The 21,233-nt window shown below is 47.4% G+C and carries 28 protein-coding genes; 14 read left to right on the forward strand and 14 right to left on the reverse strand.

Features of this window, described 5'->3' with window-relative positions; translation table 11 throughout:
• Together R5H20_RS14275 and R5H20_RS14280 are read right to left on the reverse strand one after the other, a co-directional pair.
• Positions 1–1,167, reverse strand: a complete 1,167-nt coding sequence (locus R5H20_RS14275) for a TIGR00375 family protein (protein ID WP_006636502.1) — start codon at positions 1,165–1,167, stop codon at positions 1–3.
• A complete protein-coding gene (locus R5H20_RS14280; protein WP_087962486.1) occupies positions 1,164–1,721 on the reverse strand; it encodes an NUDIX hydrolase in 558 nt (185 codons plus the stop codon). Before R5H20_RS14280 ends, R5H20_RS14275 begins: the two co-directional genes overlap by 4 nt.
• Positions 1,722–1,798: 77 nt before the next feature.
• Between R5H20_RS14280 and mciZ the strand changes: the two genes are divergently transcribed.
• The 4 genes from mciZ (at position 1,799) to R5H20_RS14300 (ending at position 4,033) form a co-directional block, all read left to right on the forward strand.
• Positions 1,799–1,927 carry a Z-ring formation inhibitor MciZ gene (mciZ, locus tag R5H20_RS14285; protein ID WP_006636504.1) on the forward strand — a complete coding sequence of 43 codons (129 nt, stop codon included), beginning with the start codon at positions 1,799–1,801 and terminating at the stop codon, positions 1,925–1,927.
• Between the two features lie 126 nt (positions 1,928–2,053).
• Positions 2,054–2,671: a TetR/AcrR family transcriptional regulator gene (locus R5H20_RS14290; protein WP_006636505.1), complete on the forward strand. Its 618-nt coding sequence runs from the start codon at positions 2,054–2,056 to the stop codon at positions 2,669–2,671.
• A 5-nt stretch (positions 2,672–2,676) separates the two neighbouring features.
• Positions 2,677–3,003: a DoxX family protein gene (locus tag R5H20_RS14295; RefSeq protein WP_040347859.1), complete on the forward strand. Its 327-nt coding sequence runs from the start codon at positions 2,677–2,679 to the stop codon at positions 3,001–3,003.
• Between the two features lie 109 nt (positions 3,004–3,112).
• Positions 3,113–4,033 carry an aldo/keto reductase gene (locus tag R5H20_RS14300; protein ID WP_006636507.1) on the forward strand — a complete coding sequence of 307 codons (921 nt, stop codon included), beginning with the start codon at positions 3,113–3,115 and terminating at the stop codon, positions 4,031–4,033.
• Positions 4,034–4,075: 42 nt separating this feature from the next.
• On the opposite strand, the gene R5H20_RS14305 is transcribed toward R5H20_RS14300, so the two are convergent.
• Entirely contained in the window at positions 4,076–4,306 is a 231-nt protein-coding gene (locus tag R5H20_RS14305; protein WP_006636508.1) for a YqkE family protein, read from the reverse strand.
• A 169-nt stretch (positions 4,307–4,475) separates the two neighbouring features.
• On the opposite strand from R5H20_RS14305, the gene R5H20_RS14310 reads away from it, so the two are divergent.
• The gene (locus R5H20_RS14310) at positions 4,476–5,411 is read left to right on the forward strand and encodes an alpha/beta hydrolase (RefSeq protein WP_006636509.1); all 936 of its coding nucleotides are present in this window, start codon (positions 4,476–4,478) and stop codon (positions 5,409–5,411) included.
• A 20-nt stretch (positions 5,412–5,431) separates the two neighbouring features.
• Here R5H20_RS14310 and R5H20_RS14315 read toward each other — a convergent pair whose 3' ends face one another.
• Positions 5,432–5,671, reverse strand: coding sequence for a DUF2552 family protein (locus tag R5H20_RS14315; RefSeq protein WP_006636510.1), 240 nt, complete (start codon positions 5,669–5,671; stop codon positions 5,432–5,434).
• Positions 5,672–5,684: 13 nt separating this feature from the next.
• Positions 5,685–6,008, reverse strand: a complete 324-nt coding sequence (locus tag R5H20_RS14320) for an iron-sulfur cluster biosynthesis family protein (RefSeq protein WP_006636511.1) — start codon at positions 6,006–6,008, stop codon at positions 5,685–5,687.
• A gap of 140 nt (positions 6,009–6,148) precedes the next feature.
• Here R5H20_RS14320 and R5H20_RS14325 point away from each other — a divergent pair, with 140 nt between their 5' ends.
• The gene (locus R5H20_RS14325; RefSeq protein WP_034325574.1) at positions 6,149–6,319 is read left to right on the forward strand and encodes a CDGSH iron-sulfur domain-containing protein; all 171 of its coding nucleotides are present in this window, start codon (positions 6,149–6,151) and stop codon (positions 6,317–6,319) included.
• Positions 6,320–6,332: 13 nt separating this feature from the next.
• On the opposite strand, the gene R5H20_RS14330 is transcribed toward R5H20_RS14325, so the two are convergent.
• The 4 genes from R5H20_RS14330 to bla form a co-directional block, all read right to left on the reverse strand.
• Entirely contained in the window at positions 6,333–7,304 is a 972-nt protein-coding gene (locus R5H20_RS14330) for a bifunctional GNAT family N-acetyltransferase/GrpB family protein (RefSeq protein ID WP_006636513.1), read from the reverse strand.
• Entirely contained in the window at positions 7,304–7,669 is a 366-nt protein-coding gene (locus tag R5H20_RS14335; RefSeq protein WP_006636514.1) for an antibiotic biosynthesis monooxygenase family protein, read from the reverse strand. Before R5H20_RS14335 ends, R5H20_RS14330 begins: the two co-directional genes overlap by 1 nt.
• Positions 7,670–8,140 (reverse strand): GNAT family N-acetyltransferase, encoded by a 471-nt coding sequence (locus R5H20_RS14340; RefSeq protein ID WP_006636515.1) that lies wholly within the window; start codon positions 8,138–8,140, stop codon positions 7,670–7,672.
• 104 nt (positions 8,141–8,244) lie between these two features.
• Positions 8,245–9,177 carry a class A beta-lactamase gene (gene bla, locus R5H20_RS14345; protein ID WP_006636516.1) on the reverse strand — a complete coding sequence of 311 codons (933 nt, stop codon included), beginning with the start codon at positions 9,175–9,177 and terminating at the stop codon, positions 8,245–8,247.
• A gap of 404 nt (positions 9,178–9,581) precedes the next feature.
• On the opposite strand from bla, the gene R5H20_RS14350 reads away from it, so the two are divergent.
• The gene (locus R5H20_RS14350) at positions 9,582–10,211 is read left to right on the forward strand and encodes an esterase/lipase family protein (protein WP_006636517.1); all 630 of its coding nucleotides are present in this window, start codon (positions 9,582–9,584) and stop codon (positions 10,209–10,211) included.
• A 162-nt stretch (positions 10,212–10,373) separates the two neighbouring features.
• Here the strand turns inward: R5H20_RS14350 and R5H20_RS14355 are convergent, their stop codons facing one another.
• Positions 10,374–10,586, reverse strand: a complete 213-nt coding sequence (locus tag R5H20_RS14355) for a hypothetical protein (RefSeq protein WP_006636518.1) — start codon at positions 10,584–10,586, stop codon at positions 10,374–10,376.
• A 270-nt stretch (positions 10,587–10,856) separates the two neighbouring features.
• Between R5H20_RS14355 and nikA the strand changes: the two genes are divergently transcribed.
• From nikA to R5H20_RS14385, 6 genes are read left to right on the forward strand one after another with little or no spacing between them, the layout of a single operon-like run.
• The gene (nikA, locus tag R5H20_RS14360; protein WP_006636519.1) at positions 10,857–12,395 is read left to right on the forward strand and encodes a nickel ABC transporter substrate-binding protein; all 1,539 of its coding nucleotides are present in this window, start codon (positions 10,857–10,859) and stop codon (positions 12,393–12,395) included.
• Positions 12,392–13,333, forward strand: a complete 942-nt coding sequence (gene nikB / locus R5H20_RS14365) for a nickel ABC transporter permease (protein WP_006636520.1) — start codon at positions 12,392–12,394, stop codon at positions 13,331–13,333. Before nikA ends, nikB begins: the two co-directional genes overlap by 4 nt.
• 17 nt (positions 13,334–13,350) lie before the next feature.
• Entirely contained in the window at positions 13,351–14,166 is an 816-nt protein-coding gene (gene nikC, locus R5H20_RS14370; protein WP_051056656.1) for a nickel transporter permease, read from the forward strand.
• Position 14,167: 1 nt separating this feature from the next.
• Positions 14,168–15,001, forward strand: a complete 834-nt coding sequence (locus tag R5H20_RS14375; RefSeq protein ID WP_029418310.1) for an ATP-binding cassette domain-containing protein — start codon at positions 14,168–14,170, stop codon at positions 14,999–15,001.
• Positions 14,998–15,783: an ABC transporter ATP-binding protein gene (locus tag R5H20_RS14380; protein ID WP_006636523.1), complete on the forward strand. Its 786-nt coding sequence runs from the start codon at positions 14,998–15,000 to the stop codon at positions 15,781–15,783. Before R5H20_RS14375 ends, R5H20_RS14380 begins: the two co-directional genes overlap by 4 nt.
• Positions 15,784–15,795: 12 nt before the next feature.
• Positions 15,796–17,148, forward strand: coding sequence for an MATE family efflux transporter (locus R5H20_RS14385; RefSeq protein ID WP_006636524.1), 1,353 nt, complete (start codon positions 15,796–15,798; stop codon positions 17,146–17,148).
• Between the two features lie 20 nt (positions 17,149–17,168).
• Here R5H20_RS14385 and R5H20_RS14390 read toward each other — a convergent pair whose 3' ends face one another.
• From R5H20_RS14390 to R5H20_RS14405, 4 genes are all read right to left on the reverse strand, one after another.
• Positions 17,169–17,831: a FusB/FusC family EF-G-binding protein gene (locus R5H20_RS14390; RefSeq protein ID WP_224254414.1), complete on the reverse strand. Its 663-nt coding sequence runs from the start codon at positions 17,829–17,831 to the stop codon at positions 17,169–17,171.
• A gap of 202 nt (positions 17,832–18,033) precedes the next feature.
• Positions 18,034–18,372: a YolD-like family protein gene (locus tag R5H20_RS14395; RefSeq protein WP_006636527.1), complete on the reverse strand. Its 339-nt coding sequence runs from the start codon at positions 18,370–18,372 to the stop codon at positions 18,034–18,036.
• A gap of 15 nt (positions 18,373–18,387) precedes the next feature.
• Positions 18,388–19,653, reverse strand: coding sequence for a Y-family DNA polymerase (locus R5H20_RS14400; protein ID WP_029418306.1), 1,266 nt, complete (start codon positions 19,651–19,653; stop codon positions 18,388–18,390).
• 236 nt (positions 19,654–19,889) lie between these two features.
• Positions 19,890–20,336, reverse strand: a complete 447-nt coding sequence (locus R5H20_RS14405) for a DUF6376 family protein (RefSeq protein ID WP_006636529.1) — start codon at positions 20,334–20,336, stop codon at positions 19,890–19,892.
• 585 nt (positions 20,337–20,921) lie between these two features.
• On the opposite strand from R5H20_RS14405, the gene R5H20_RS14410 reads away from it, so the two are divergent.
• Positions 20,922–21,131: a YqzH family protein gene (locus tag R5H20_RS14410; protein ID WP_006636531.1), complete on the forward strand. Its 210-nt coding sequence runs from the start codon at positions 20,922–20,924 to the stop codon at positions 21,129–21,131.
• Positions 21,132–21,233 lie beyond the last annotated feature (102 nt).

The following is a 21,233-nucleotide window of genomic DNA, read 5'->3' on the forward strand; positions in this document are numbered from 1 at the left end:
TTATCCCCTTTTCACTTTTCCGTAGGTTCCGCCGCCTCCGGCCTGCAGCTGCATCTCTCCCGTTCTCGCTTTGATCACAAGCTCGGCCGTCTCAGGGCGAAGCGTGTCGCGCAGCTCTTCCCTCTTCACATGATGAAGAATATTCATCTCGGTTCCAAACGCCCGCTTGAGCTTCTGAATCGTTTTCGGTCCGATGCCGGGGATCATCTGAAGCGGCACCTGGTGAACGTATGGCGGCCGCTTGACCGGGCTTTCGTCCTGATCATAGAGTTCCTCAAGGCGCGTGCTGACCCCTTTTGTAAATTTCGTGCTGCCGCATGATGTGCATGTTGCATCATGAGCCTCTTTCAGAGAGCCGCATTTTTCACAGGCGGTCTGATAATACTTGCCCAATTGCGGATTCATCCCATAGTTTGCGGCAATTTTGCGGCCCGCTTCTCCTTTTAAAGCAAGAGAAAATTCCGTAAAGCTCGCATGCTTCATCAGCAATTTATTATACTCCCGGCCGATTTTCCCTAAAGAATGGGCATCCGAATTGGTCAGAAACGCGTATGCGTTCAGCTCTGATACATGCGAAGCCATGTGCGTATCACTGCTCAACCCAAGTTCGACTGCATCAATCAGACGTTCGTCAAAAACCTCTTTCAGCGAAGATTTGACGCCTTTTCCGTACAGGCTTTTGTGCGGCGTGAAGATATGTGCGGGAATAAATAAACCGCCGAGCGCTTTCACTTTTTGCTGAAGGCCGACACCTGTCTCATAGATGCGCTGGGAGCTGAGGTGAATGTTCGTCACTCTTTGTGAAAGCCATTCGGAGAACTCTTTCATCTTTTCGATCGTCGGCATAAAGGCCAAGACGTGTATCGGACCGCGGCACCTGTCGTCATAGATTTCCAGCTCCGCCCCGCACAGAAGCACGGTCTCTTTGTATTGGATGCCGCCGTCATCAAGCTCTGTATAGCGTCCGGCTGACACCCCTTTTTCGATTTCGGCAAGCACTTCGGGCGAATGACAGTCAATAATGCCGATCAGCCCCATCCCTTTGTGCTCGCTTGCTTCAATCAAAATTTCATCAAGCGTCAATGTTCTGGCTGCCGTGATTTTAACAGGCCGTCCTGATTCTGTCCGGCCGATATGGATATGCATGTCTGCGAATATTTCTTTCATTTCTTAGCTTGCAGGGCTTCGCGCAGCTCTAAATACTGGATGGCGTACGCCGTTTTTGCATCATAAATATCCCGGCTTTCCATCAGCTTCCGCGCTTCGGCAAGCGGCACCTCCATCACTTCTACAAATTCGTCTTCATCAAGCTCGCGTTTTTCTTCAAGTGGGGTTAGCTGTTCAGCCACATACAGATGCACCAATTCGTCCGCAAACCCCGGAGATGTATAAAACGCGGTGATTTTTTCAAGCGATACCGCCGTATATCCCGTTTCTTCCTCAAGCTCCCGCAGCGCGGTGTATTCGGGCTTTTCCCCTTTTTCAAGCTTCCCGGCCGGAATTTCGACAATCGTCCGTTCAAGCGCTTTTCTGTACTGTTTGACGAGGATGATGTTGTCTTCTTCTGTCAGCGCCAACACTGCCACCGCACCGGGATGCTTCACGATTTCCCGTTTGCTCGTCTTGCCGTTCGGCAGTTCGACATCTTCGAGATAAAGATCGATCACCTTGCCTGCAAAAAGCTTTTCCTTTGAAATGGTTTTCTCCTCTAAATGTTTCAGTTTGATCATCTCCTAAGTTCTGTTGCTGCTGTTGATCCCATACATTTTATCATACACCATGTGAGGGGGCTTTTGCCATGAAGGTCTACCGTTTGCCAAACGGAATCGTCATGTCCGGGAAAGCGTGGGAAATCCGCGCCAAACTGAGGGAGTACGGCCGGACTTATCGATATATGAAAGATTGGATTTCATATGAAAGGAGATAAAGCAGAATCAAGTTTTCCTTTATGCATGCCCGTTTAAAATATTGACAAAAAATCGGGCATTATGAAATAATACTCGCAAGTAACATTACTTTTGAGTATTATTTTTTTTCGTGGAGTTGATTCTATTTGAAAAACAGAAAAGGACGCAAAGGCGAGGAGAGTCGGAAACGGTTGCTCAAAGTTGCTGCAAATGAATTTTCGATCCGGGGATTTCACGACACAAAGGTCAGTACAATTGTGAAAAGAGCCGGACTGACGCAGCCCTCCTTCTATCTCTACTTTCCAAGCAAACAAGCCATCTTTGAGGAGTTAATCACCGATTTTCACTCTCGTGTAAGACATCTGACAGAGTCACTCCTCCTGGAATCCGGGATCAAACAGACAGACGTCTCAAACCGGGTGTTGTCTGCCGTGGAAACCGTTTTTCAGTTTCTGGCCGCAGACCTTGATTTAACCCGTATCGGCTTTTTTCTCAATCCGGATGCCAAACAAATGAAAAAAGATTTGGCGATGGTTTTGAAAGACAACTTAGAAGCCGAACAACGACTCGGATACTTTCGCTCCGACCTGGACATGGAAACCGTTGCTGAATGTTTGATCGGCATAATTGAACACCTGACGGATTCACATTTGTTACCGGGAAGCAAAGATCCGGCAAGCCTCGCGGCACAAGTTGTCAATCTATTGATATACGGGATGCTCCCAAATCAGGGGGCGCTTCAGAAAAGGGGTGACATCAGGTGATATTTATGTTGAAAGCAATTCTGTCGGCTTTTATGTTGGCGGGAGGAATCATCAAGATTTTGCGTGTTCCCTTTCAAGTAGAGCATTGGCGGCATTATCAATACCCATTATGGTTTCTATCTGTTACCGGTTTTCTCGAAATTGCCGGGGCGCTTATGATGGCAGGGGGAATGTGGAGCCGGTATTTCGCTGTTGGAGCGGGAATGTTGTTCGCCATTCTTATGATAGGAGCGATTCATGCGCATTTGTTTCGGGCGCGCCAATCTGTTTTTACGGCCATGCCTGCGATGATCTGCTTAGCCGTCTCGGTCATCATCGTGATTTCGGGATGAAGCCCCGGCTTTAGCATCGGCAATTTGGTCAAGCCAACATAGAGCCGATCAGTTGAAAACTTCCCATCTTTATATTACGGTCAATATAAAGATAAGAGGAGTGAAGCATATGAAAAAACGGACGCTTGGACAGTCTGATTTACAGGTGAGCGAAGTCGGCCTCGGCTGCATGTCTCTCGGTACGGAAAAACAGCGCGCCTTATCCATTTTGGATGAAGCATTGGAGCTTGGCATCAATTATTTGGATACTGCCGATTTATACGATTTCGGGCTTAACGAAGAAATCGTCGGGGAAGCCATCAAGTCGAGGCGAAAGGACATCATCCTCGCCACAAAAGCGGGCAACCGCTGGGAAGAAGGAAAGCCGGGCTGGTATTGGGACCCTTCAAAAGCATACATAAAGGAAGCGGTCAAACGCAGCTTAAAGCGCCTGCAAACGGATTACATCGACCTTTACCAGCTTCATGGCGGAACGATCGAAGACAATATCGATGAAACGATCGAAGCATTTGAAGAATTAAAACAGGAAGGCGCGATCCGTTATTACGGGATTTCTTCAATCCGTCCGAATGTCATTAAAGAATATGTCAAAAAATCAAGCATCATCACCGTCATGATGCAGTACAGCTTATTGGACCGCCGGCCTGAGGAATGGCTTCCTATCCTTGAAGAAAACGGAATCAGCGTGATCGCAAGAGGGCCGCTCGCTAAAGGACTCCTCACGGAAAAACCCGTCTCACATGCGAACACCAATATAAAGAAAAACGGCTTTTTATCCTATTCGTATGAGGAGCTTGTCAAAACAAAAGCGGATATTGAAAAAACGGCGCCGGATCTGACCGCGACCGAAACCGCCATAAAATACATCCTCGCCCAGCCGGCTGTCGGCGCGGTGATCCCCGGTGCGAGCAAACTCGAACAGCTGCGGGAAAACGTCGAAGCCGCAAGCGCTCGCCCGCTGACAGAGCAGGAAATCAAAGCGCTCCGTTTTTATACGAAACGCGATGTGTATACGGCCCATCGCAATTAAATAAAATAAACAAGCACCGTCCATCAGCAGACGGTGCTTTGCTCATTTATACTGCCTCCAATCTAGCCCGCTTTCGTTCAGCAGCTCTTCGAAGCTTTTATTTTTTTCCTTCTCTTTTCTTTGTTTGATGAGGCGCTCTTTCTCACGCTCTTTTCTTTTTTCATCTTCTTCTTTTAATTCTGTTTTCATTTGTTGAAGCTTTTGCTTCAAATCGTCGGCGAGCGCGTCCTTCAGCTGTTGTTTGTCCCGCGCTTCCTGCTTTTTCTTTCCCATTGTATTCCCTCCGTTCACCCTGTTTGTGATGATAGTTTATCAGGAAGAAACGGTTTTTCACAAGCAGAAGATTTTGTAGTTTTGCGGCTCTTTCCCGCGTGATTTTTTACATATTTATGCTAAGATAGATTGCAGAAGCTTTATTGAACAGAAAGGAAGAAAACAACGGATGTTTATTTGGCTTGCTGTGCTCGGGGCGGTGGCGGCGCTGCTCGTGTTGGCACTGGGACTATATTTTACAAATCAAATCATGTATATCAAAAAACGGACGGATCAATTCATTATCGAGCGGGAAACGGCAGACGGCCATTACGCCGAAGAAGAGTTTGAGGCTCTGCCAAAGGAAGAGATCACCCTTACCTCCGCCTTCGGCTATGACATTAAAGGGTACTATGTCCATCCGCACAGGACGAAAAACACCGTCATTATTTGCCACGGGGTCACCATGAATCTGCTGAACTCCGTCAAATATATGAATCTGTTTTTGGAACTCGGCTGGAATGCGGTCATTTACGATCATAGAAGACACGGGATGAGCGGCGGTAAGACGACGAGCTATGGATATTATGAGAAAGAGGATTTGAAAACGGTTGTCGATTGGCTGAGGGAAAGGAACGGAGAACAGGCTCTTATCGGCATTCACGGCGAATCAATGGGTGCGGTGACAACGCTTCTGTACGCGGGGATGGCTGACGCCCGCGCCGATTTTTATGTGGCGGACTGCCCGTTTGCCACGTTTGAGGACCAGCTGCTGTACCGCCTGAAGGAAGATTTCCGACTTCCCGGAACGTTTATTTTGCCGCTTGCCGATCTCTTTTTGAAATGGCGGGACGGCTACCGTATCGGCGATGTCTCTCCTTTGGCTGTCATTGATCAGGTCAAACAGCCGGTTTTGTTCATCCACAGCAAAGACGATGATTATATCCCGGTCCAATCGAGTGAAATGCTGTATGAGAAAAAAACCGGAAACAAACAATTGTATATCGCCAAAAAAGGAGCGCACGCGATGTCCTATACGCACAACCGGGACAGCTACAAAAAGGCGGTCCAGGATTTTCTCCGGGACATCACGGCAAATATGCATAAAAAAAGCGAACAGGCATAAGCCCTGTTCGCCTATTTGCACTACAGCACATCCGTAATATCGTTCATATTCTCGCTGATCCAGACAATGGCTGACTCAAGCTTATCGAATTCCTTTGTTTCAAAGGTCATTTCATCTTGAAGAAGCCATACATCCTTTTGGACAGATTCCGTTCCTCCAATCGACCAATGAAGGAGGCTGTACGGATGATTTTGATGTAAAAACGACACCCATGTTTTATTTTGAGCTGTCTGCTTTAACGATTTCACTTTTTGATTCAAAACGAACGCCACCCTATTTCACTAATATGCTCATTCGTGGAGAAAACATCTGTGCCGGACTTTTCAGCATCAGCGTACCTGCTTTCTCATAATAATCGATCGTCATCTTTTCATCGAAAAAGACTTTCTGCGAAGACTGGATATAAACGGGCGCGCCGTTTGTCTCCAACAGCTCGCACTCCCCCGCCAATTCATCCGTCAGCCAAATCACGGGGATGCCGCTGACCGCACAACCGCAGCCTTCGGTATCATAGCGAAGCTGCATTTTTTTATCGGGATAAGCCTCTGTTGCCTGTTGAATGGACTGTTTTGCCTGTTCAGTTATGTGAAGCTGCATCATATCATATCCTTCTTTAGTTTCGTTTACGGACATTGTACCACATGATCAGCCAAACACGCATCGTTTCTATCTATTGAACATATATATGAAGAGATTCGGAGTTGGGATCTTTGCCTGAAAAAGTACAGATTAAAGTGATGGACAATGGCGGATTTCGGGTCACGGGAGACGTTGAACTGATCGATATGGAAGGAAATCCATTCCCGAAAAAAGCGGCTTTCTCTCTGTGCAGATGCGGCAAATCGCAGAAGATGCCCTACTGTGACGGACAACATAAAGGGGCATTCGACTCCTGCGTCAGGGCTTGAGGAGCGGAGGACTTCATCCGTCCTCCTTTTGCTTTGCCCATTCTTCAGCCAGGCGTTCCGTCTCTTTTATCCAGCTGTCTTTGCCTTCGACATAGCCTTTTATATGAAAGGGAAATCTCTTCGCTAAGGTCATCTTCAACTCCGCATATTCTTCCGCCCGGTCTGGATGGGAGATGAGATAGTCCCGAAACAGCAAATGCCGCCTAATGTCAGGATGCCCGCTTTCATACATGTGGACATGGTGTGTACGCTTCCGGCCGCCCTTTTGAAAATATCTTCTCCCTGGAATGCCGTTTTCCCCTTTCGGCTCATAGCCGAGATTTCTCATTCCATATTCATACCGGCCGGCAGAGCTGAGATTTTTTACTTCCAACAAAATATCAATGATAGGCTTTGCGCTTATTCCGGGAATGGACGTGCTTCCAATATGATGAATGTGAATAGCTTCAATTCCATAAAGCCCTTCAAGCTGCTGTTTTTCATTTGAAAATTTGTCTTTCCACTCCGGCCGGTAAGAGACAACTTCCACCTTTCTCGGTGCCTGTAACATAAACCTTGAAAGAACAACCCCTTTTTCAGGCGCGAATTGCTCAATCTCAGTGAAGCCCAGCTTCCGGTACAGCGTCTTTGCCGGTTCATTGCGCGCTCCAGTCGTCACTTCAATGGAATCTGCTTCCTCCTTCATCAATACATAGTGAAGCAATGCCGTGGCAATCCCTTTTCGAAAGTGATCAGGATGGACGGCCAGCCTGCAGATCGTCAGTTTTTGGGGCGTCAATGTGTAAGAAACAGCCCCTGCCAGTTCTTCGCCTTCAAACCAGCCGATAAATGTTTCATCACAATTCATGATGTCCGAGATCGTTTCCTTTGCTTGAGGAATGCCATCAAATTGGATGATGTCCGCTTCTTTTTGATAGGCTGGGATTTGAATATGCAAAATCCGGCGGGCTGTATACGGATCTTTTTGATGTAATAATTGAATCATCACGGTTCCTCCCCAATTTTGCCCTCAGCGGCGAAGGCGGCCTTCCGCTCCAAAAAACGGGCCGCTTCCACCTTTTCTACACGCACGGCAAACTCAGCATACCACTCCTCTCGGCCTCTTTCCTTCGCCCGCTGATGTTCGCTGTGACACTTCCACTTCTCTATCGCTTCAAGGCTTTCCCAATAAGAAACCGTGATTCCGTTCAGGTCCCTTACGCTTTCGGCTCCTAAAAAGCCTGCCCGTTCCCCGGCGGGCTTGATCATGTTTTCAGCTATCTCATTGTAGCGGTGATCCCCGCCTGTTTTGACTGATGTAAAAATCACAGAGTGCCACGGAGGCTCCGGCGTTTTTGCGATCATTTTCATTTACAGCTCTTTTACGAACAGCACACGATCTTGATTTGGTCCGTCGTAATGTGAACATACCTGGACGCCGTCTGACGTTTTGTCTCCTGTTTCTATTGAAAATCCCATTTTCCGATGGTAGGCAATGGACACTTTGTTCACTGGCGAAGTGATACAGCGGACCGTCTTGCAACCCGCTTTTTTCGCTTTCTGATAAAAGGCTTCATAAAGCGTTTTGCCGACTTGAAGTTTTCTGTAATCGGGGTGGACACCGACAAAATGAATATACGATTCCACTGGATTGGATTGTGATAAAAAGCCGATGAGGAAACCGGCCAGCTCTCCATCTTTTTCAGCGATAAAGCTTGTATTGTTGAAATGTTCAAAAAACATTCTCGGCAATTTGTCTGTCATTTGCCTTCCGCCCCACCAGTCGTTGATAACCGGCGTGATTCTTTCAAAATCTGAAGCTTCGACATGACGAATCATCATATGCTTCCTACTCCTTTTTATCAATGACATGGGCCATCATTGATTCCGGTGTCCTTCAGAAAAACCGGGCCATACAAACCCGGTTCTTTTCTGTCTTTACCTTCTTACTTATCTTTGTTTTGAAGGGCGTCAATGACTTCCTTTGCCGCCTGCGCAATCAGCTTGTCATCATATTCTGCGTCCTTCTGATCACGGCTCGAAAGGATCGCAAGCACAATAGGATCCCCTTTCGGCGGCCAAATGACAGCAATGTCATTCCGTGTTCCATATGATCCTGCTCCTGTTTTATCTCCCACTTCCCAGCCTTTTGGCACTCCGGCGCGGATTAATGCATCTCCAGTGGTGTTTCGTTTAAGCCAGTCGATTAACATCATGCGTTTTTCTTTTGGCAGGGCGTCCCCGATTGTGAAAGCCTTAAGGCTTGTGGCAAGCGCTTTTGGCGTGCTCGTATCATGAGTTTCTCCCGGTTTCACTTCGTTCAGTTCCGGCTCAAACCGTTCTGGATTGGTCACCTTATCGCCAATCTTCCTGAGCGATTTTTTAAACCCGTCTGGCCCGCCAATCTGCTTTAAGATCAGATTTCCCGCCGTATTGTCGCTGTACCGGATAGAAGCATCGCAAAGTTCTTTGAGCGTCATTCCTGTGTCAACATGCTTTTCTGTGATCGGGTTGTAATTGACAAGGTCATCACGGGTATAGGTGATTCTTTGATTCAGATCTGTAATTGACTTTTGTTGCAACAGGGCTCCGACAGCCAGCGCTTTATGAGTGGATGCGTATGCGAAACGTTCATCCGCCCGATAAGCTATGGTCTGGTTTGTGCCGGTGTCCAGAGCATAAACGCCGAGCCTTGCATCAAATTGATCCTCAAGTTTGGCAAACGCATCATTCAATGCGGTTTCTTGATGTTTTTGTTCAGGCTGAGCCGAATGGGCCTCCCCCCCTGAACAACCCGCAAGCGCGGCACATGACAGCAGCAAAACCGGTGCGATTTTTTTCAGTTGAAAAAGACGACTCATCTTGTGTAATGATTTCATTCATATCTAACCTTCTTTCAAACTATTTTATTCATCGTCTGATATTGGCAGCCCTCCGCTCCCCCTTCCTTCTAGAGCATTCATTTGCCCCCGCCTCGTCGCGGCGGATCAGCACACTACTTCATGATTATACTTTTTTTCTCCCCCTTGTACCATGGGCAAATACGAGCCAATGAACAGGACAAAACACCTAGTTCTTATACAATAGATCCAAATGTTCTGCCATTCCGGAGATCGCTTTCGGACCCCTTTTTCCATAAGGATCCATCAAGCCATGACAGCCACGTGCTGTTTCATATCCTGCTCTTTTTTCGGGTAGAAAAATAGATAAATTTACACTTCGTTTTAATATTTTCCTTTTATAGAATAATCGTTGTGAATTTACTACCTACAGGAGGAACCTAATGCGTTATCATCGATTTTTATCCATTCTATTGATTTGCATGCTGTCTGCCGTCTCTATTTTCGCTTTTCAGTCTACAAAAGTTTCCGCCGCTTCCCGCGATCCCGTCGTCATGGTGCACGGAATTGGCGGTGCAGCTTATAATTTCACCGGCATTAAAACGTATTTGCACTCTCAAGGTTGGTCAGGCCGGAACCTTTATGCCGTCGACTTTTTTGATAAAACTGGCAACAACAGGCGCAATGCTCAACAATTGTCTGCTTATGTAAAAAACGTTTTGCAAGAAACGGGAGCAAAAAAGGTCGACATCATCGCCCACAGTATGGGCGGCGCCAATACCCTTTACTATATTAAAAACCTTGACGGCGGCGATAAGGTGGAACATGTGGTCACACTGGGCGGCGCCAACCGTTTGGTCACAAGCTCGGCCCCTGCGGGCACCGATCCGAACCAAAAAATTTCGTATACCTCGATCTACAGTACCAGCGATTTGGTCGTCTTAAACAGCCTGTCTAAATTGGACGGTGCAAAAAACATACAAATCTCCGGCGTCAGCCATGTCGGGCTTTTATTTAGCGGCCAAGTCGACGCTCTGATCAAAGAAGGACTTGCTGACAGCGGGCAGCATTAAAAACAAAAACCTTGGGGGGACTGGACAAGGCTCTCCAAGGTTTCACTTTTAGCCGCCCAGAGCCTGTCTCCCCGTTCATTTGCCGCCGGAAATAAAAAGGACTCTAAATAAACGCTTAACGAATCGTTCATTCAGTGTCCGCAACCCCCCGATATCATTTTATTATTCGACAATAATTTCAAAGACTCTTTGTTCAAGATTATATTTGGCATCCTGGAAGGAAAACTTATAGTCATCTGTTTCAGCATCAGGTGAAAGCCATGCTCCATATTTTCTGATGGTCTGCACAATATTTTCAATTTCAGCCGGAGAGAAGTCCCCTATGTCGGTGCCTTCGGTTTCAGCAGTGTGGCGTATCTTTACTGTAATCAGCATCACTTATGACTCCTTTCGCTTGCTGTTTCAGCATCTTATTAACAGCATATTTTTTTCCTGTATAAATCGTGCCATTAACTCTTTCGTTTCAAATTATTCGGGCTTTCTTTTTTAAAGACCTATTTTATTTGGAAAAGCTGTTTTGCCGATTAAAAATGTGTGTTCATCCCCCTGTTGCCACAACCGGAAAAATTTCTGTTTACAAGAGGCGGGATATCCCATATGATAATGATTATAAATCGTAATCATTACTTTTTAGGAGGCATCATCTTGACATACATAGCAAAACGTTTGATCATTCCGATTGTTTTCCTGTTATTCCTTACGTCCTGCTCTTCCGGAGGCGAGCCTGCCGGCGGAACCCGGAGCGGCGATGACAAAAAACTGACGTTTCTTTTCAATATTCCGAGCCAGACTCTCGATCCCAACTTGGATGTCAATTATACCGCCGTCCGTGCGGGAATCGCCGAAACGCTCGTAAAAATCAGCCCCGGCCTCACAATTGAGCCATGGCTCGCAGAGGATTGGAAAAGCAAAGACGGGCAAACATGGGTGTTCACAATAAAAGATCATCTGACATTTCAAAATGGCAAACGGGCTGACGCCAACGCCGTGAAAGCATCTTTGGAAAGGACGATCAAAGACAGCGAGGCCATGAAAAACGCTTTGAACATTCAAAAGATCCAAGCGAAAGGCCGGACATTAACGATTAAGACAAAAGAACCTTTTCCGGGGTTTCCGTCCGAACTGGTTCATCCGAATACCGCCATCATTGATGTCAGCGGACAGAATGTCTCGCAAAAGCCGATCGGAACGGGGCCTTTTCAAGTATCCTCATTCCAACCCGGCCATAAGATTGAACTAGAACGATATGATGGCTATTGGGACGGCAAACCAAAGCTGAAACACGTCACGTTCTCGTTTAATGAAGATGCAAATGCCCGCGTGATGGCTTTGCAGTCCCAAGATGCCGATATTATTTACCGGCCGAGCGTTGAAAATATTGAGCATATTCAAAAGGATCCGTCTATCATCGTCGACACGGCTCCGAGTCTGCGCGTTCACCAGCTTCTCTACAATACAGGAAAAGACAGTCTGGCTAATGTCCATCTGCGGCGTGCGCTTGATGCTTTACTTGATCGGAAAGAGATTGCGGACAGCATCTTAGGCGGACAGGCACAGCCTGCTGACGGTCCGTTTTTGGCCGACTTCCCGTTTGCCCCCCGCAGCACCCGAAAGCCTGGCGGATTGGAAGAGGCAAAAGCAGAGCTGAAAAAAGCAGGATATCAGCTTCAGGACGGAAAGGCCGTGAAAAACGGGAAACCTTTGTCTTTTACTTTATTAACCTATCAATCACGTCCGGAATTGCCTTTAATCGCCCAAGTGCTGGAGTCGAATGCAAAACAATTGGGAATTTCGATCAAGATTCAGCAGGTGGAAAATATCGATGAGTATCTGTCTGAAAACGGCGATTGGGATATGGCGACATACAGCGCAATGACCGCTCCGCGGGGGGACGCGGGCTATTTTCTGAACACTGCCTATATGCCGAACGGCGCGCTGAACTACAGCGGCATACACAATCAAACATTGGTTACATGGATCGACGAATTCAATCGCACCATTGATGAAGAAAAACGAAACAGCCTTGCCAAAAAAGCGGCTGAACTGATCCAAAAGGAAACGTTGAACTCCTTTATCGTTATCCCGCAAAACATAACGGCATACAGAGACCATGTTGTGAACTGGGAAACGAGCAAAAGCGAGTATTACATGCTCACAAAAGATTTGGATGTGAAAACAAAATGAAGCTGATCGCCAAGCGGCTGTTTGAGCTGATCCTGTTCTTATTCCTGCTTTCATTTATCAGCTTTGCTTTTATGAAAGCGGCTCCCGGCGATCCGGTGAAACAAATGCTTCGCGTAGACGATGTAGCCGTAACAGACGAACAGATCGAAGAGTTCAGGGAAGAGCTCGGGTTCAACAAGCCGATTTATATCCAATATTGGAACTGGTTCAAACGGTTTTTCCAGCTTGATTTCGGACATTCCTATACAACCGGGCAGCCCGTCATCACTGAACTCAGCCGAACATTTCCGGCGACATTGCTTTTGACCGGCACATCGCTTCTCGTCATGCTGCTGATCTCGGTGCCGATCGGAACGCTTTCCGCTTTATATCGGGATCGGTGGCTTGACCATACCGGCCGCCTTCTGGCTTTAATCGGAGCTGCGCTTCCAAGCTTTTGGCTCGGATTGATTCTGATCGATCTTTTTTCAGTCAGGCTGAATTGGCTGCCGTCTATGGGTGCGGGAACGTTCAAGCATTTGATCCTCCCCTCTCTCACGCTCGGCATCGCCATGTCGGGCGTTTATGTCCGCCTCGTGAGATCAAGCCTGATTGAAAGCCTGGGTCAGGATTTTATCAGGTCAGCCAGGGCGCGGGGCATCAGTGAAACGAGAATTTTTTGGTTTCATGCGTTTCGCCACTGCCTTGTCCCTGTCATCACGATATTCGGGGTCAGTTTGGGCAGCCTGCTTGGGGGAACGGTGATTATTGAAGTTCTTTTTGCATACCCCGGCGTCGGCAAGCTCGTCGTTGATGCAATCATCCAGCGGGATTATCCGATCATTCAAGGCTACATTCTATTCATGGGGATCGCCGTCGTACTGATTAATCTTTTCATCGATCTTTCCTATCAATATCTAAACCCGGAAATTCGCATAAAGGAGGCTGGGCGCCGTTGAAAAAAGCCGTTACACGAATGGTTCAGAAAAAAACCTGGCTGATCGGACTTGTGCTTGCACTGTTTGTTTTGCTTTTGTTCCTAGCCCCTTTATTTGTACCGTATGATCCGCTTCGGACGGAGATGGCAAACCGGCTGCAGCCGGCCAGCCTTGAGCATTTGCTCGGGACCGATCATCTGGGCAGAGACATCTTTTCCAGAATCATGACAGGGGCGAAAGCGACAGTCGGCACAGCCTTCGCCGCAATCGTGATCTCCCTCTGTATAGGCGTCCCCATCGGGCTCGTCTCAGGCTTTTTCGGCGGGAGGCTGGACCGGATCATGATGAGAATCGTTGATGCGGTCATGGCTTTTCCCGACTATATTGTCGCGATCGTTTTAAGCGGACTGCTTGGCCCGGGGCTTATGAATTTGATCCTGGCGGTCGTCGCCGTCAAATGGGTCGGATATGCGCGGCTTGTCAGAAGCACGGTGTTTTCAGAAAAACAAAAAGATTATATTGCCCTCGCTGAGCTGACCGGCCTGCATCCTGCGGCAATTTTAAAAAAACATCTCCTCCCCCATATCCTTGGGAATGTATTTGTCCTTGCGACACTTGATATCGGAAAAACAGTGTTAATGATCGCGGCTCTTTCCTATATCGGACTGGGCGCACAGCCGCCTCATCCGGAATGGGGCGCCATGCTGAACGACGGCAAACATTATTTCTTGCACGCTCCCCAGCTGATGGTGATTCCCGGCCTTGCGATCATGTTCGTTGTCTTATTATCAAACCTTTACGGCGATTTATTAAGAGACCGGTTTGATGTCAAAAACAAGAAAGGAGTTTCTTAACATGCCGATTTTGTCTATTGAAGGCTTAACGATCAGCCGCCGGCAGCACGCGATTGTCAAAAACGTCTCCTTTTCGATCCATAAAGGGGAATGGTTTGCCTTGCTCGGCGAAAGCGGCAGCGGCAAAAGCCTGACCGCTTCGGCTATTACGGGGCTGCTTCCGGGCGGATTAACGGTTTCCGCCGGACATGTCCGATTTGGGGAGCATAGCATGCTTGAGGCAAACCGCAGAGAGCTCCGTCATATACGCGGCAAAGAGATCGCCTTCATTTTCCAAAACTGCCATGCTGCATTTACCCCGTTCATTCGCATCGGCAGACAAATCGATGAGATGGTCAAAGCACATACCGATTGGCCTGAAAAAAAACGAAAAGCAGAGATTCTCCGCTCTTTTCAAGAAGTCTGCCTGCCGGAAAACAGAGTATATGAAAGCTATCCGTTTCAATTGAGCGGCGGGCAATTGCAAAGAGCGGCCATCGCTCAAGCAATGGTGCTCAAGCCGCAGCTTTTAATCGCCGACGAACCCACAACCGCTTTAGACAGTATCACGGCAGCTGACGTTTTGCAGCAGCTGGCCATGCTGCGCGACAAAACAAACTGCGCTGTCCTTTTTATCACGCATGATTTACGGCTTGTCGAAAGATACGCCGATCAGACAGCCGTCATGCAGAACGGAGCAATTGTTGAAAACGGAAGAACCGCGACCATCATTAAGCGTCCGCAGCACGAGTATACAAAACGTTTATTTGCCGCCGTTCCGCCGCTAAAAAACCCTCCTTTGCGGCTGATGGCGAAAAAGCAAACAGCGCTCACAGGAACAGGGGGAGCTTTATGAGCCAGACAGAAGAGACCGTCCTTACAGTCAGCAACCTGACAAAACATTATGCATGCGGGCACAAAGCCGTTGACAATGTGTCTTTTTCCATCAGGAAAGGCGAATGCCTCGGACTGGCTGGAGAGAGCGGCAGCGGAAAGAGCACTCTTGCCCGCTGCCTTTTGCTGCTGGAAAAAATCGATCAGGGGGACATTTGGCTTCATCAACAACCGCTCGGCCGCATAAACAAAAAAGAAGCCCGCCCATTCCGCCGCAAGCTTCAGGCTGTTTTTCAAAATCCGGCTGCTTCATTAAATCCAAAGCTAAAAATCATTGACGCTGTCATGGAGCCTTTGGATGTCTCTAAAAATGACGCCCCTTTATTTTTGCAGGATGTTTGTACGAACCGCCGCCTTGCCGCTGAACGCTTGTTTGCCATGGTCGGCCTTCAGCCGCACCTTCTTGACCGCTATCCGCATGAATTAAGCGGCGGGCAGCAGCAGCGGGTGCTGATCGCCAGAGCCATCAGCACTGAGCCGTCTTTCATTATTTTTGACGAGCCAACCGCGAGCCTGGATGTCACCAGCCAGGCGAATATTTTGGATCTTCTCAAAGATCTGCAGGAAGAAATGGGCCTTTCCTACTTGTTCATTTCACATGATCTCGCCGCTGTTCATTTTATGAGCCATCGCATCATGATCATGAAAGACGGACAGATTGCAGATCACTTTGAAAAAGAAGAGCTGTTTTCCGAAAAAAGACACCCTTATTCAAAAAAACTGCTTCAGGTGTTTGAATCATAAGGGGGTATAAATATGAACCATCGGCACTATCTTGCCGTCGCCGTTCCGCTGATCATTTCAACCATTACCACCCCGTTGCTCGGAGCGGTCGATACAGCGGTGGCCGGACAGCTTTCTTCCCCTGCCTATATTGGCGGCGTTGCAATCGGAACGATGATATTCAACACGATGTACTGGCTGTTTGGATTTTTGCGGGTGAGCACTTCAGGCTTCGCCGCCCAGTCGCTCGGCGCTCAAAACGGCTCAGACAGCATGTTGGCGCTCGCCCGGCCGGTCTGTATCGCGCTGTTTGTCGGATTGTTCTTCATCATCTTGCAAAAACCGCTCGAATATTCGGCGCTTCTGTTTATCCAGCCGGATCGGGAAACGGCGGAATTCGCATCCCAATATTTTTCAATGCGGATTTGGGGAGCCCCTTTCGCTTTAATCAGCTACTGCATTCTCGGCTGGCTGATGGGAATGTCTCTTATCAAAGTGACATTGTTTTTGCAAATATCGATGAATGTCTTGAATATCGTTCTTGATGTCGTCTTTGTTTATGTCTTTCATATGGAAGTATACGGCATCGCAGCAGCTACCGTGATTTCTGAAATAACGGGCTGTCTGGCCGGCTGCTGGCTTGTCAAAACAAATGCTGCTATGCCTGTTAAACTCCCGCCTGTCAAGCTTTTAGTCGATACGAAGGCGTTTAAAAAAACGATGGCAGTCAACCGGGATTTATTGATCAGAACATTGTGCCTTCTGACGGTTTTCAATTTGTTTACAGCTAAAGGCGCCGGTTTCGGTTCTGACATTTTGGCCGCTAATGCCATCTTGATTCAAATCCACTATATGATGGCTTACGTTTTCGACGGGTTTGCCAATGCATCAAGCATTTTTACAGGAAAAGCCGTAGGGAAAATGGATCGGGAGCTTTATTCGCGGACGCTCTCACTCTCATTCCAGTGGTCGCTTATTTCGTCAGCGGTTCTTGCCGCAGGCTATTTTCTCTTGAAGGATTCGATCATTCCTTTATTTACACCGCTTGAAAGCGTTCAGGAAGCTGCAAAAACATACGATGTTTGGATCTTGTTATATCCTGTGACCGCCAGTTTTGGATTGATTTTCTACGGAATCTTTACCGGCGCTACTGTAATAGGCCCTGTCAGAAATTCGATGTTTTTGGCCGCCCTTGGCTTTCTGGCCGCCTTTTTCACCGCTGTGCCTGCTTTCGGAAACCATGGACTGTGGCTCGCGTTTACTTTATTCAGCCTCGGCCGCTCTGTCTTCCTATGTATGGCCGTGCCCGGGCTGGCCGGACGGCTTTTTGGAAGGCGGGAGCAGCACAGTGGAAGACTTGGGCTGAATCATAAAGAACCCGGCTGAGCTAAAGCCGGGTTCTTTGGTCAATATTTCGTTAATTGCTCGACGAAATCGTTCAGATGATCTAATGTCATCATATTTTCGTTGCATTTTTCACTGTCATAGCAAATGTAATTGCCTCTGTCAGTATAGGTTTCTTTACCGCTTTTCACCCGGGCCATGAATAGCCCGATCTCTTCGGTCCTGTTACATATCGAGCAGATCCCTTTTTTATTGCCGGGTTTGATCGTGCCGTGTATTCCTGTCAATTTTCCTTCGATATCTACAATCATGTATTTCCTGCCTGATCCTGCATCATTCCACCCCAAGTAGGAATATCCGCTGAAATCGATCTGCCCAAAATCGGGAGTCTTCAGCTTTTTCACTTTAGAAAACAGCTTTTTAGCCTTCTCTGCCGTTACATGCTGAAACGGTATCACATAGGGCTTTAATTCAGCCAAAAAGCGGGTGGCTTCGCTGCCGTCTTCCACTTCAACCATCTGGCACAGCAAAGTCTTTTGGCAATTGCCGAGATCAGGAAACAGATTCAATACTTGATCTAAAGCATTGGATTTCAAAGCGTCAAGCACGTTTCCGTCCTTGATGTTCGCATGTCCTCGGACAAGGCTGCCCGTTTGAAACTTAATAAAATTATATTGATCATTTCTGATAAATGGGTCCATCTTCACTGTATTGATTTTTTTCATTTCTGCCAGCTCCTTATTTATATATATTTGAAATAAGGCGCAAAGCCGGATGATCAGAAATGATACCTTGCTTTCGGCGATTTGTTTAAAGTTCCACCTCATGCAAAGTATCGCCTTTCAAGATAACAGGCTTTGCATGAGACGCTGCAGCTGGCAAATGAATGTCATTTACCATTTTATACACCTCCAAATACTGATTTTATTATACATGACAATCATATTCAATCTCAATAATGTCATCCAGCTTCAAAACGTACGTTTCATCTGTATGGCTCACGATGCGCAGCTCCCGTTTCAGGGCGTCAACATAGTGGACGCGGCCGGCAAGCATGCTGACCTCCCCTTTCTGATAATAGGCGAATTGCAAAGGCCTGTTCTCTTCCATGGCTTCACAGATCATGTCATTAAATTCTTCATATTTTTGTTCATCTAAAACCGGTTTTTTCACTTTATCAAGATTCTCATGATATTCCCTGAGCAATTCCACGTGTTCCGGCAACATCATGGACACCCATTTGATACTGCCTCTGTCCCGCAGCATGCGCGATTCTCCTTTCTATGCCCGATGTCCGCCGACAAGCTTTGACCGCAGACGGGCGGTTCCGGCGTTTGTATAGGAAACGGCCCGCAGAAGCGCTGTTGAACCATGCCGTTCCCTGATGCCATCCATCACATACCCGAGCATTCGCTTTTTTTCCTGATCCGGCTGAAAAAGGTCGAGCTGCATATGGATGTCATCCTGAATATTCGATAGGGAGACGGAAATTTTCCGAACCGTTTTCCCTTCATAAAAGCGATCAAACAATGCAAGGCATGTGTGATAAAGATCGAGGGTGATATTTGAAGGAGCTTCCATCGTTTTCGACCGGTAAAACCCTCCGCCAAGCTCATCACGGCTGTATTCAATCCCAAGGCTGACGGTCCGGCCCGCCTGCCGGTGATCACGGGCCCTTTTGGCAACCTCTTCGCACATTTCAAGGATGACGCACTTGACCTCATTCGGATCCGGATAATCGCGAAGCAGAATCTGACTTTTTCCAAAGCTGATCTGCCCGCTCATGATCGGCGCTCCGATCGCTGAAAGATCAATGCCCCATGCATGGTAGTAAAGCTGATTTCCCATCAGGCCAAACCTTTTCTCAAGCCGTTTGAGATCATACTGCGCCAGCTGGCCGACTGTAAAAATCCCCATGCGGTTTAACGTTCTTTCCAGCCTGGAGCCGATCCCCCACATTCGCCGCAGAGGAGACAACGGCCAAAGCTTCGCCTTCACATCCTGATAATCCCAAACGGCAATTCCGCCTTCTGCTTTTTTCGCTTCAAGATCAAGGCAGAGCTTTGCCAGCAGCATGTTTGGACCGATTCCGACGGTGCAGGGCAGGCCGAACTCTCTTTTCATGTCGTCTTGTATTTTCATGGCGATCGTTTGCGCGTCCCCCCACATGCTTTCAACGCCGTCCACTTGAATGAAGCTCTCATCGATGCTGTATGTATGGACGGCATCATGGGGCACATAACGGCCGAACAGCCGGGTCAGCTCTTTTGACACACGGACAAATACCGCCATTTTGGGATTGACCAAATGAATGCGCGGATCATCGGGAAGCTGAAACAGCCTTGTCCCTGTTTGAACACCGAACTCTCTTTTGAGAGCAGGAGAAGCGGCCAGAACGATGCTTCCCTGCCGCTCTGTGTTTCCGACCACCGCCAGCAAACAAGTCATTGGATCAAGACCAAGCAAAACGGCGGCACAGCTCGCATAAAAACTCCGCATATCGACGCACAAAATCGACCGCGCCGGATATTGACTGTAATCCATCATCTCATCCTCCAGAAAAAGAACTGACGTTCGCACGATTAGTGTATGAATACTATACTGCGAATATACGTTCGATTTCTAGGTGTAAATTTATCCAAAGAAAATCTTCCCTTTGAAACATTTCATGATGCAATGACGGCCTGCCATTCTTAGGCAGCGCCGCGTATTGCAGTCCCGGAAAGTCCCCGGCTGCGGTTTTTGAACATGAGAAAAGCATCCCAAACCGGGATGCTTTTTTTCTATTCGGTCAATTTTTCAATCTGGCCCATTACATCACTGATCTGCTGAGCGCTTTGCACCAATTCTGACTGCTGCAGCTTCTCAACTGTGAATTTTCCTTCCTCAACACTTTGCAAAACATCCTCGGCGCTTTTTTGCAGTGTTTCATTGTGCTTCTCGATTGTCTGATGAATCTGGGCTGCGGCATCGGGCGGGGTTAATTCATTAAAGCCGGCCGCAGCCTGCTGAATAGATTCAAGCTGTGTTTCCAGCTTTTTTTTTGCATCCGCATCATTTACAGCCTGTTCAGCCAGGGAAGGCGCCTCCTCCGCAAAAGTTTTCACTTTTTGGATGTAGCCGGCCGCTTCATTTGTATAGTTCAATCCGTCATTCACCTGATCAAGCATTCCGCATCCACCCGCACCCAAAAGGCCGATTCCGGCAAGAACTGTAAAAATCCTTTTCATCACGGTTTGCCTCCTTATCGTTTCTTTTTCATTTTTTCTTTCAAAATCGGAATTAATCTTTCTTTCGCCAAAGGCAGACCTTTCTTCACCAATTCACGCTTCAGCCATTTTTTTAGCTTGGACATCGTCAGTCTCCTTTCCCTTTTGATAAAAATGAAAAAACTCCACCGATTTGGTGAAGTTGATAAACAAAAAGACCTTCACCAAATCAGATTTGGCAAAGGTCTCGCTAACAATCAGATTGCCAGCAAAGCCGAGGATTTAAGACATCCCGTAATGACGACTTTACTGTGACAGCTACTCCCCTTTGGAGTATTCACTTTTATTGCTTTTATTTTAAAGCACCGCGCTTATCCAGTCAAATTTCTGCCGGCCGGCTTACGAAAGAAGCGGTCTGGACGCAAAAATTGGAAAAGAAGACGGCGAGGTTAATATTCCAGCACGCATTCCGGCTCTTTTGTCGATTTTATTTAATCAACTATGCGAACATTCACAACAGGCTTAAGCTTCAGAGCAAAAGTCCGCTTGAGAACAGTGTTTTTTCTTAGTAAGATAAAAGAAAACCGCTCCTGAAGGAGAAGACAAATGGATGAGAAACTGATTGAAAAAATGCTGGGACAGGCGCTCAGACAATACGGCCGAAATGTCGCAATCGATCCCCTCAGCCCCCATGAAAAACAAATCTTGAAGCTGGCTTTGAAAGAAAGGCGGATTGAAGAGCCGGACGAGGGGCTGCACGCTCATATTGAGGATGTCATCTATGATTATGTCACAAATCAAGGCTTGTTTTCATAATTTGCTTCATTCTTTTCCCGCAGCTTCCTGCAACAGGAAGCTTCCCCCACTCCCCTAGATTCGGAAAATTCTCTATTCACCACCATCTGTTTCAGGTATGAT

Source organism: Bacillus sp. KICET-3 (genome assembly GCF_033261025.1).
Classification (GTDB): domain Bacteria; phylum Bacillota; class Bacilli; order Bacillales; family Bacillaceae; genus Bacillus; species Bacillus sonorensis.

Bases quoted from the DNA above. Each gene is read 5' to 3' on its own strand.
- R5H20_RS14275 (WP_006636502.1), bottom strand. From the start codon at position 1,167: ATGAAAGAAATATTCGCAGACATGCATATCCATATCGGCCGGACAGAA.
- mciZ (WP_006636504.1), top strand. From the start codon at position 1,799: ATGAAGGTCTACCGTTTGCCAAACGGAATCGTCATGTCCGGGAAAGCG.
- R5H20_RS14295 (WP_040347859.1), top strand. From the start codon at position 2,677: ATGTTGAAAGCAATTCTGTCGGCTTTTATGTTGGCGGGAGGAATCATC.
- R5H20_RS14300 (WP_006636507.1), top strand. From the start codon at position 3,113: ATGAAAAAACGGACGCTTGGACAGTCTGATTTACAGGTGAGCGAAGTC.
- R5H20_RS14305 (WP_006636508.1), bottom strand. From the start codon at position 4,306: ATGGGAAAGAAAAAGCAGGAAGCGCGGGACAAACAACAGCTGAAGGAC.
- R5H20_RS14310 (WP_006636509.1), top strand. From the start codon at position 4,476: ATGTTTATTTGGCTTGCTGTGCTCGGGGCGGTGGCGGCGCTGCTCGTG.
- R5H20_RS14320 (WP_006636511.1), bottom strand. From the start codon at position 6,008: ATGCAGCTTCACATAACTGAACAGGCAAAACAGTCCATTCAACAGGCA.
- R5H20_RS14325 (WP_034325574.1), top strand. From the start codon at position 6,149: ATGGACAATGGCGGATTTCGGGTCACGGGAGACGTTGAACTGATCGAT.
- R5H20_RS14330 (WP_006636513.1), bottom strand. From the start codon at position 7,304: ATGATTCAATTATTACATCAAAAAGATCCGTATACAGCCCGCCGGATT.
- R5H20_RS14335 (WP_006636514.1), bottom strand. From the start codon at position 7,669: ATGAAAATGATCGCAAAAACGCCGGAGCCTCCGTGGCACTCTGTGATT.
- R5H20_RS14340 (WP_006636515.1), bottom strand. From the start codon at position 8,140: ATGATGATTCGTCATGTCGAAGCTTCAGATTTTGAAAGAATCACGCCG.
- bla (WP_006636516.1), bottom strand. From the start codon at position 9,177: ATGAAATCATTACACAAGATGAGTCGTCTTTTTCAACTGAAAAAAATC.
- R5H20_RS14350 (WP_006636517.1), top strand. From the start codon at position 9,582: ATGCGTTATCATCGATTTTTATCCATTCTATTGATTTGCATGCTGTCT.
- R5H20_RS14355 (WP_006636518.1), bottom strand. From the start codon at position 10,586: ATGCTGATTACAGTAAAGATACGCCACACTGCTGAAACCGAAGGCACC.
- nikB (WP_006636520.1), top strand. From the start codon at position 12,392: ATGAAGCTGATCGCCAAGCGGCTGTTTGAGCTGATCCTGTTCTTATTC.
- nikC (WP_051056656.1), top strand. From the start codon at position 13,351: ATGGTTCAGAAAAAAACCTGGCTGATCGGACTTGTGCTTGCACTGTTT.
- R5H20_RS14375 (WP_029418310.1), top strand. From the start codon at position 14,168: ATGCCGATTTTGTCTATTGAAGGCTTAACGATCAGCCGCCGGCAGCAC.
- R5H20_RS14380 (WP_006636523.1), top strand. From the start codon at position 14,998: ATGAGCCAGACAGAAGAGACCGTCCTTACAGTCAGCAACCTGACAAAA.
- R5H20_RS14385 (WP_006636524.1), top strand. From the start codon at position 15,796: ATGAACCATCGGCACTATCTTGCCGTCGCCGTTCCGCTGATCATTTCA.
- R5H20_RS14390 (WP_224254414.1), bottom strand. From the start codon at position 17,831: ATGAAAAAAATCAATACAGTGAAGATGGACCCATTTATCAGAAATGAT.
- R5H20_RS14395 (WP_006636527.1), bottom strand. From the start codon at position 18,372: ATGCTGCGGGACAGAGGCAGTATCAAATGGGTGTCCATGATGTTGCCG.
- R5H20_RS14400 (WP_029418306.1), bottom strand. From the start codon at position 19,653: ATGATGGATTACAGTCAATATCCGGCGCGGTCGATTTTGTGCGTCGAT.
- R5H20_RS14405 (WP_006636529.1), bottom strand. From the start codon at position 20,336: ATGAAAAGGATTTTTACAGTTCTTGCCGGAATCGGCCTTTTGGGTGCG.
- R5H20_RS14410 (WP_006636531.1), top strand. From the start codon at position 20,922: ATGGATGAGAAACTGATTGAAAAAATGCTGGGACAGGCGCTCAGACAA.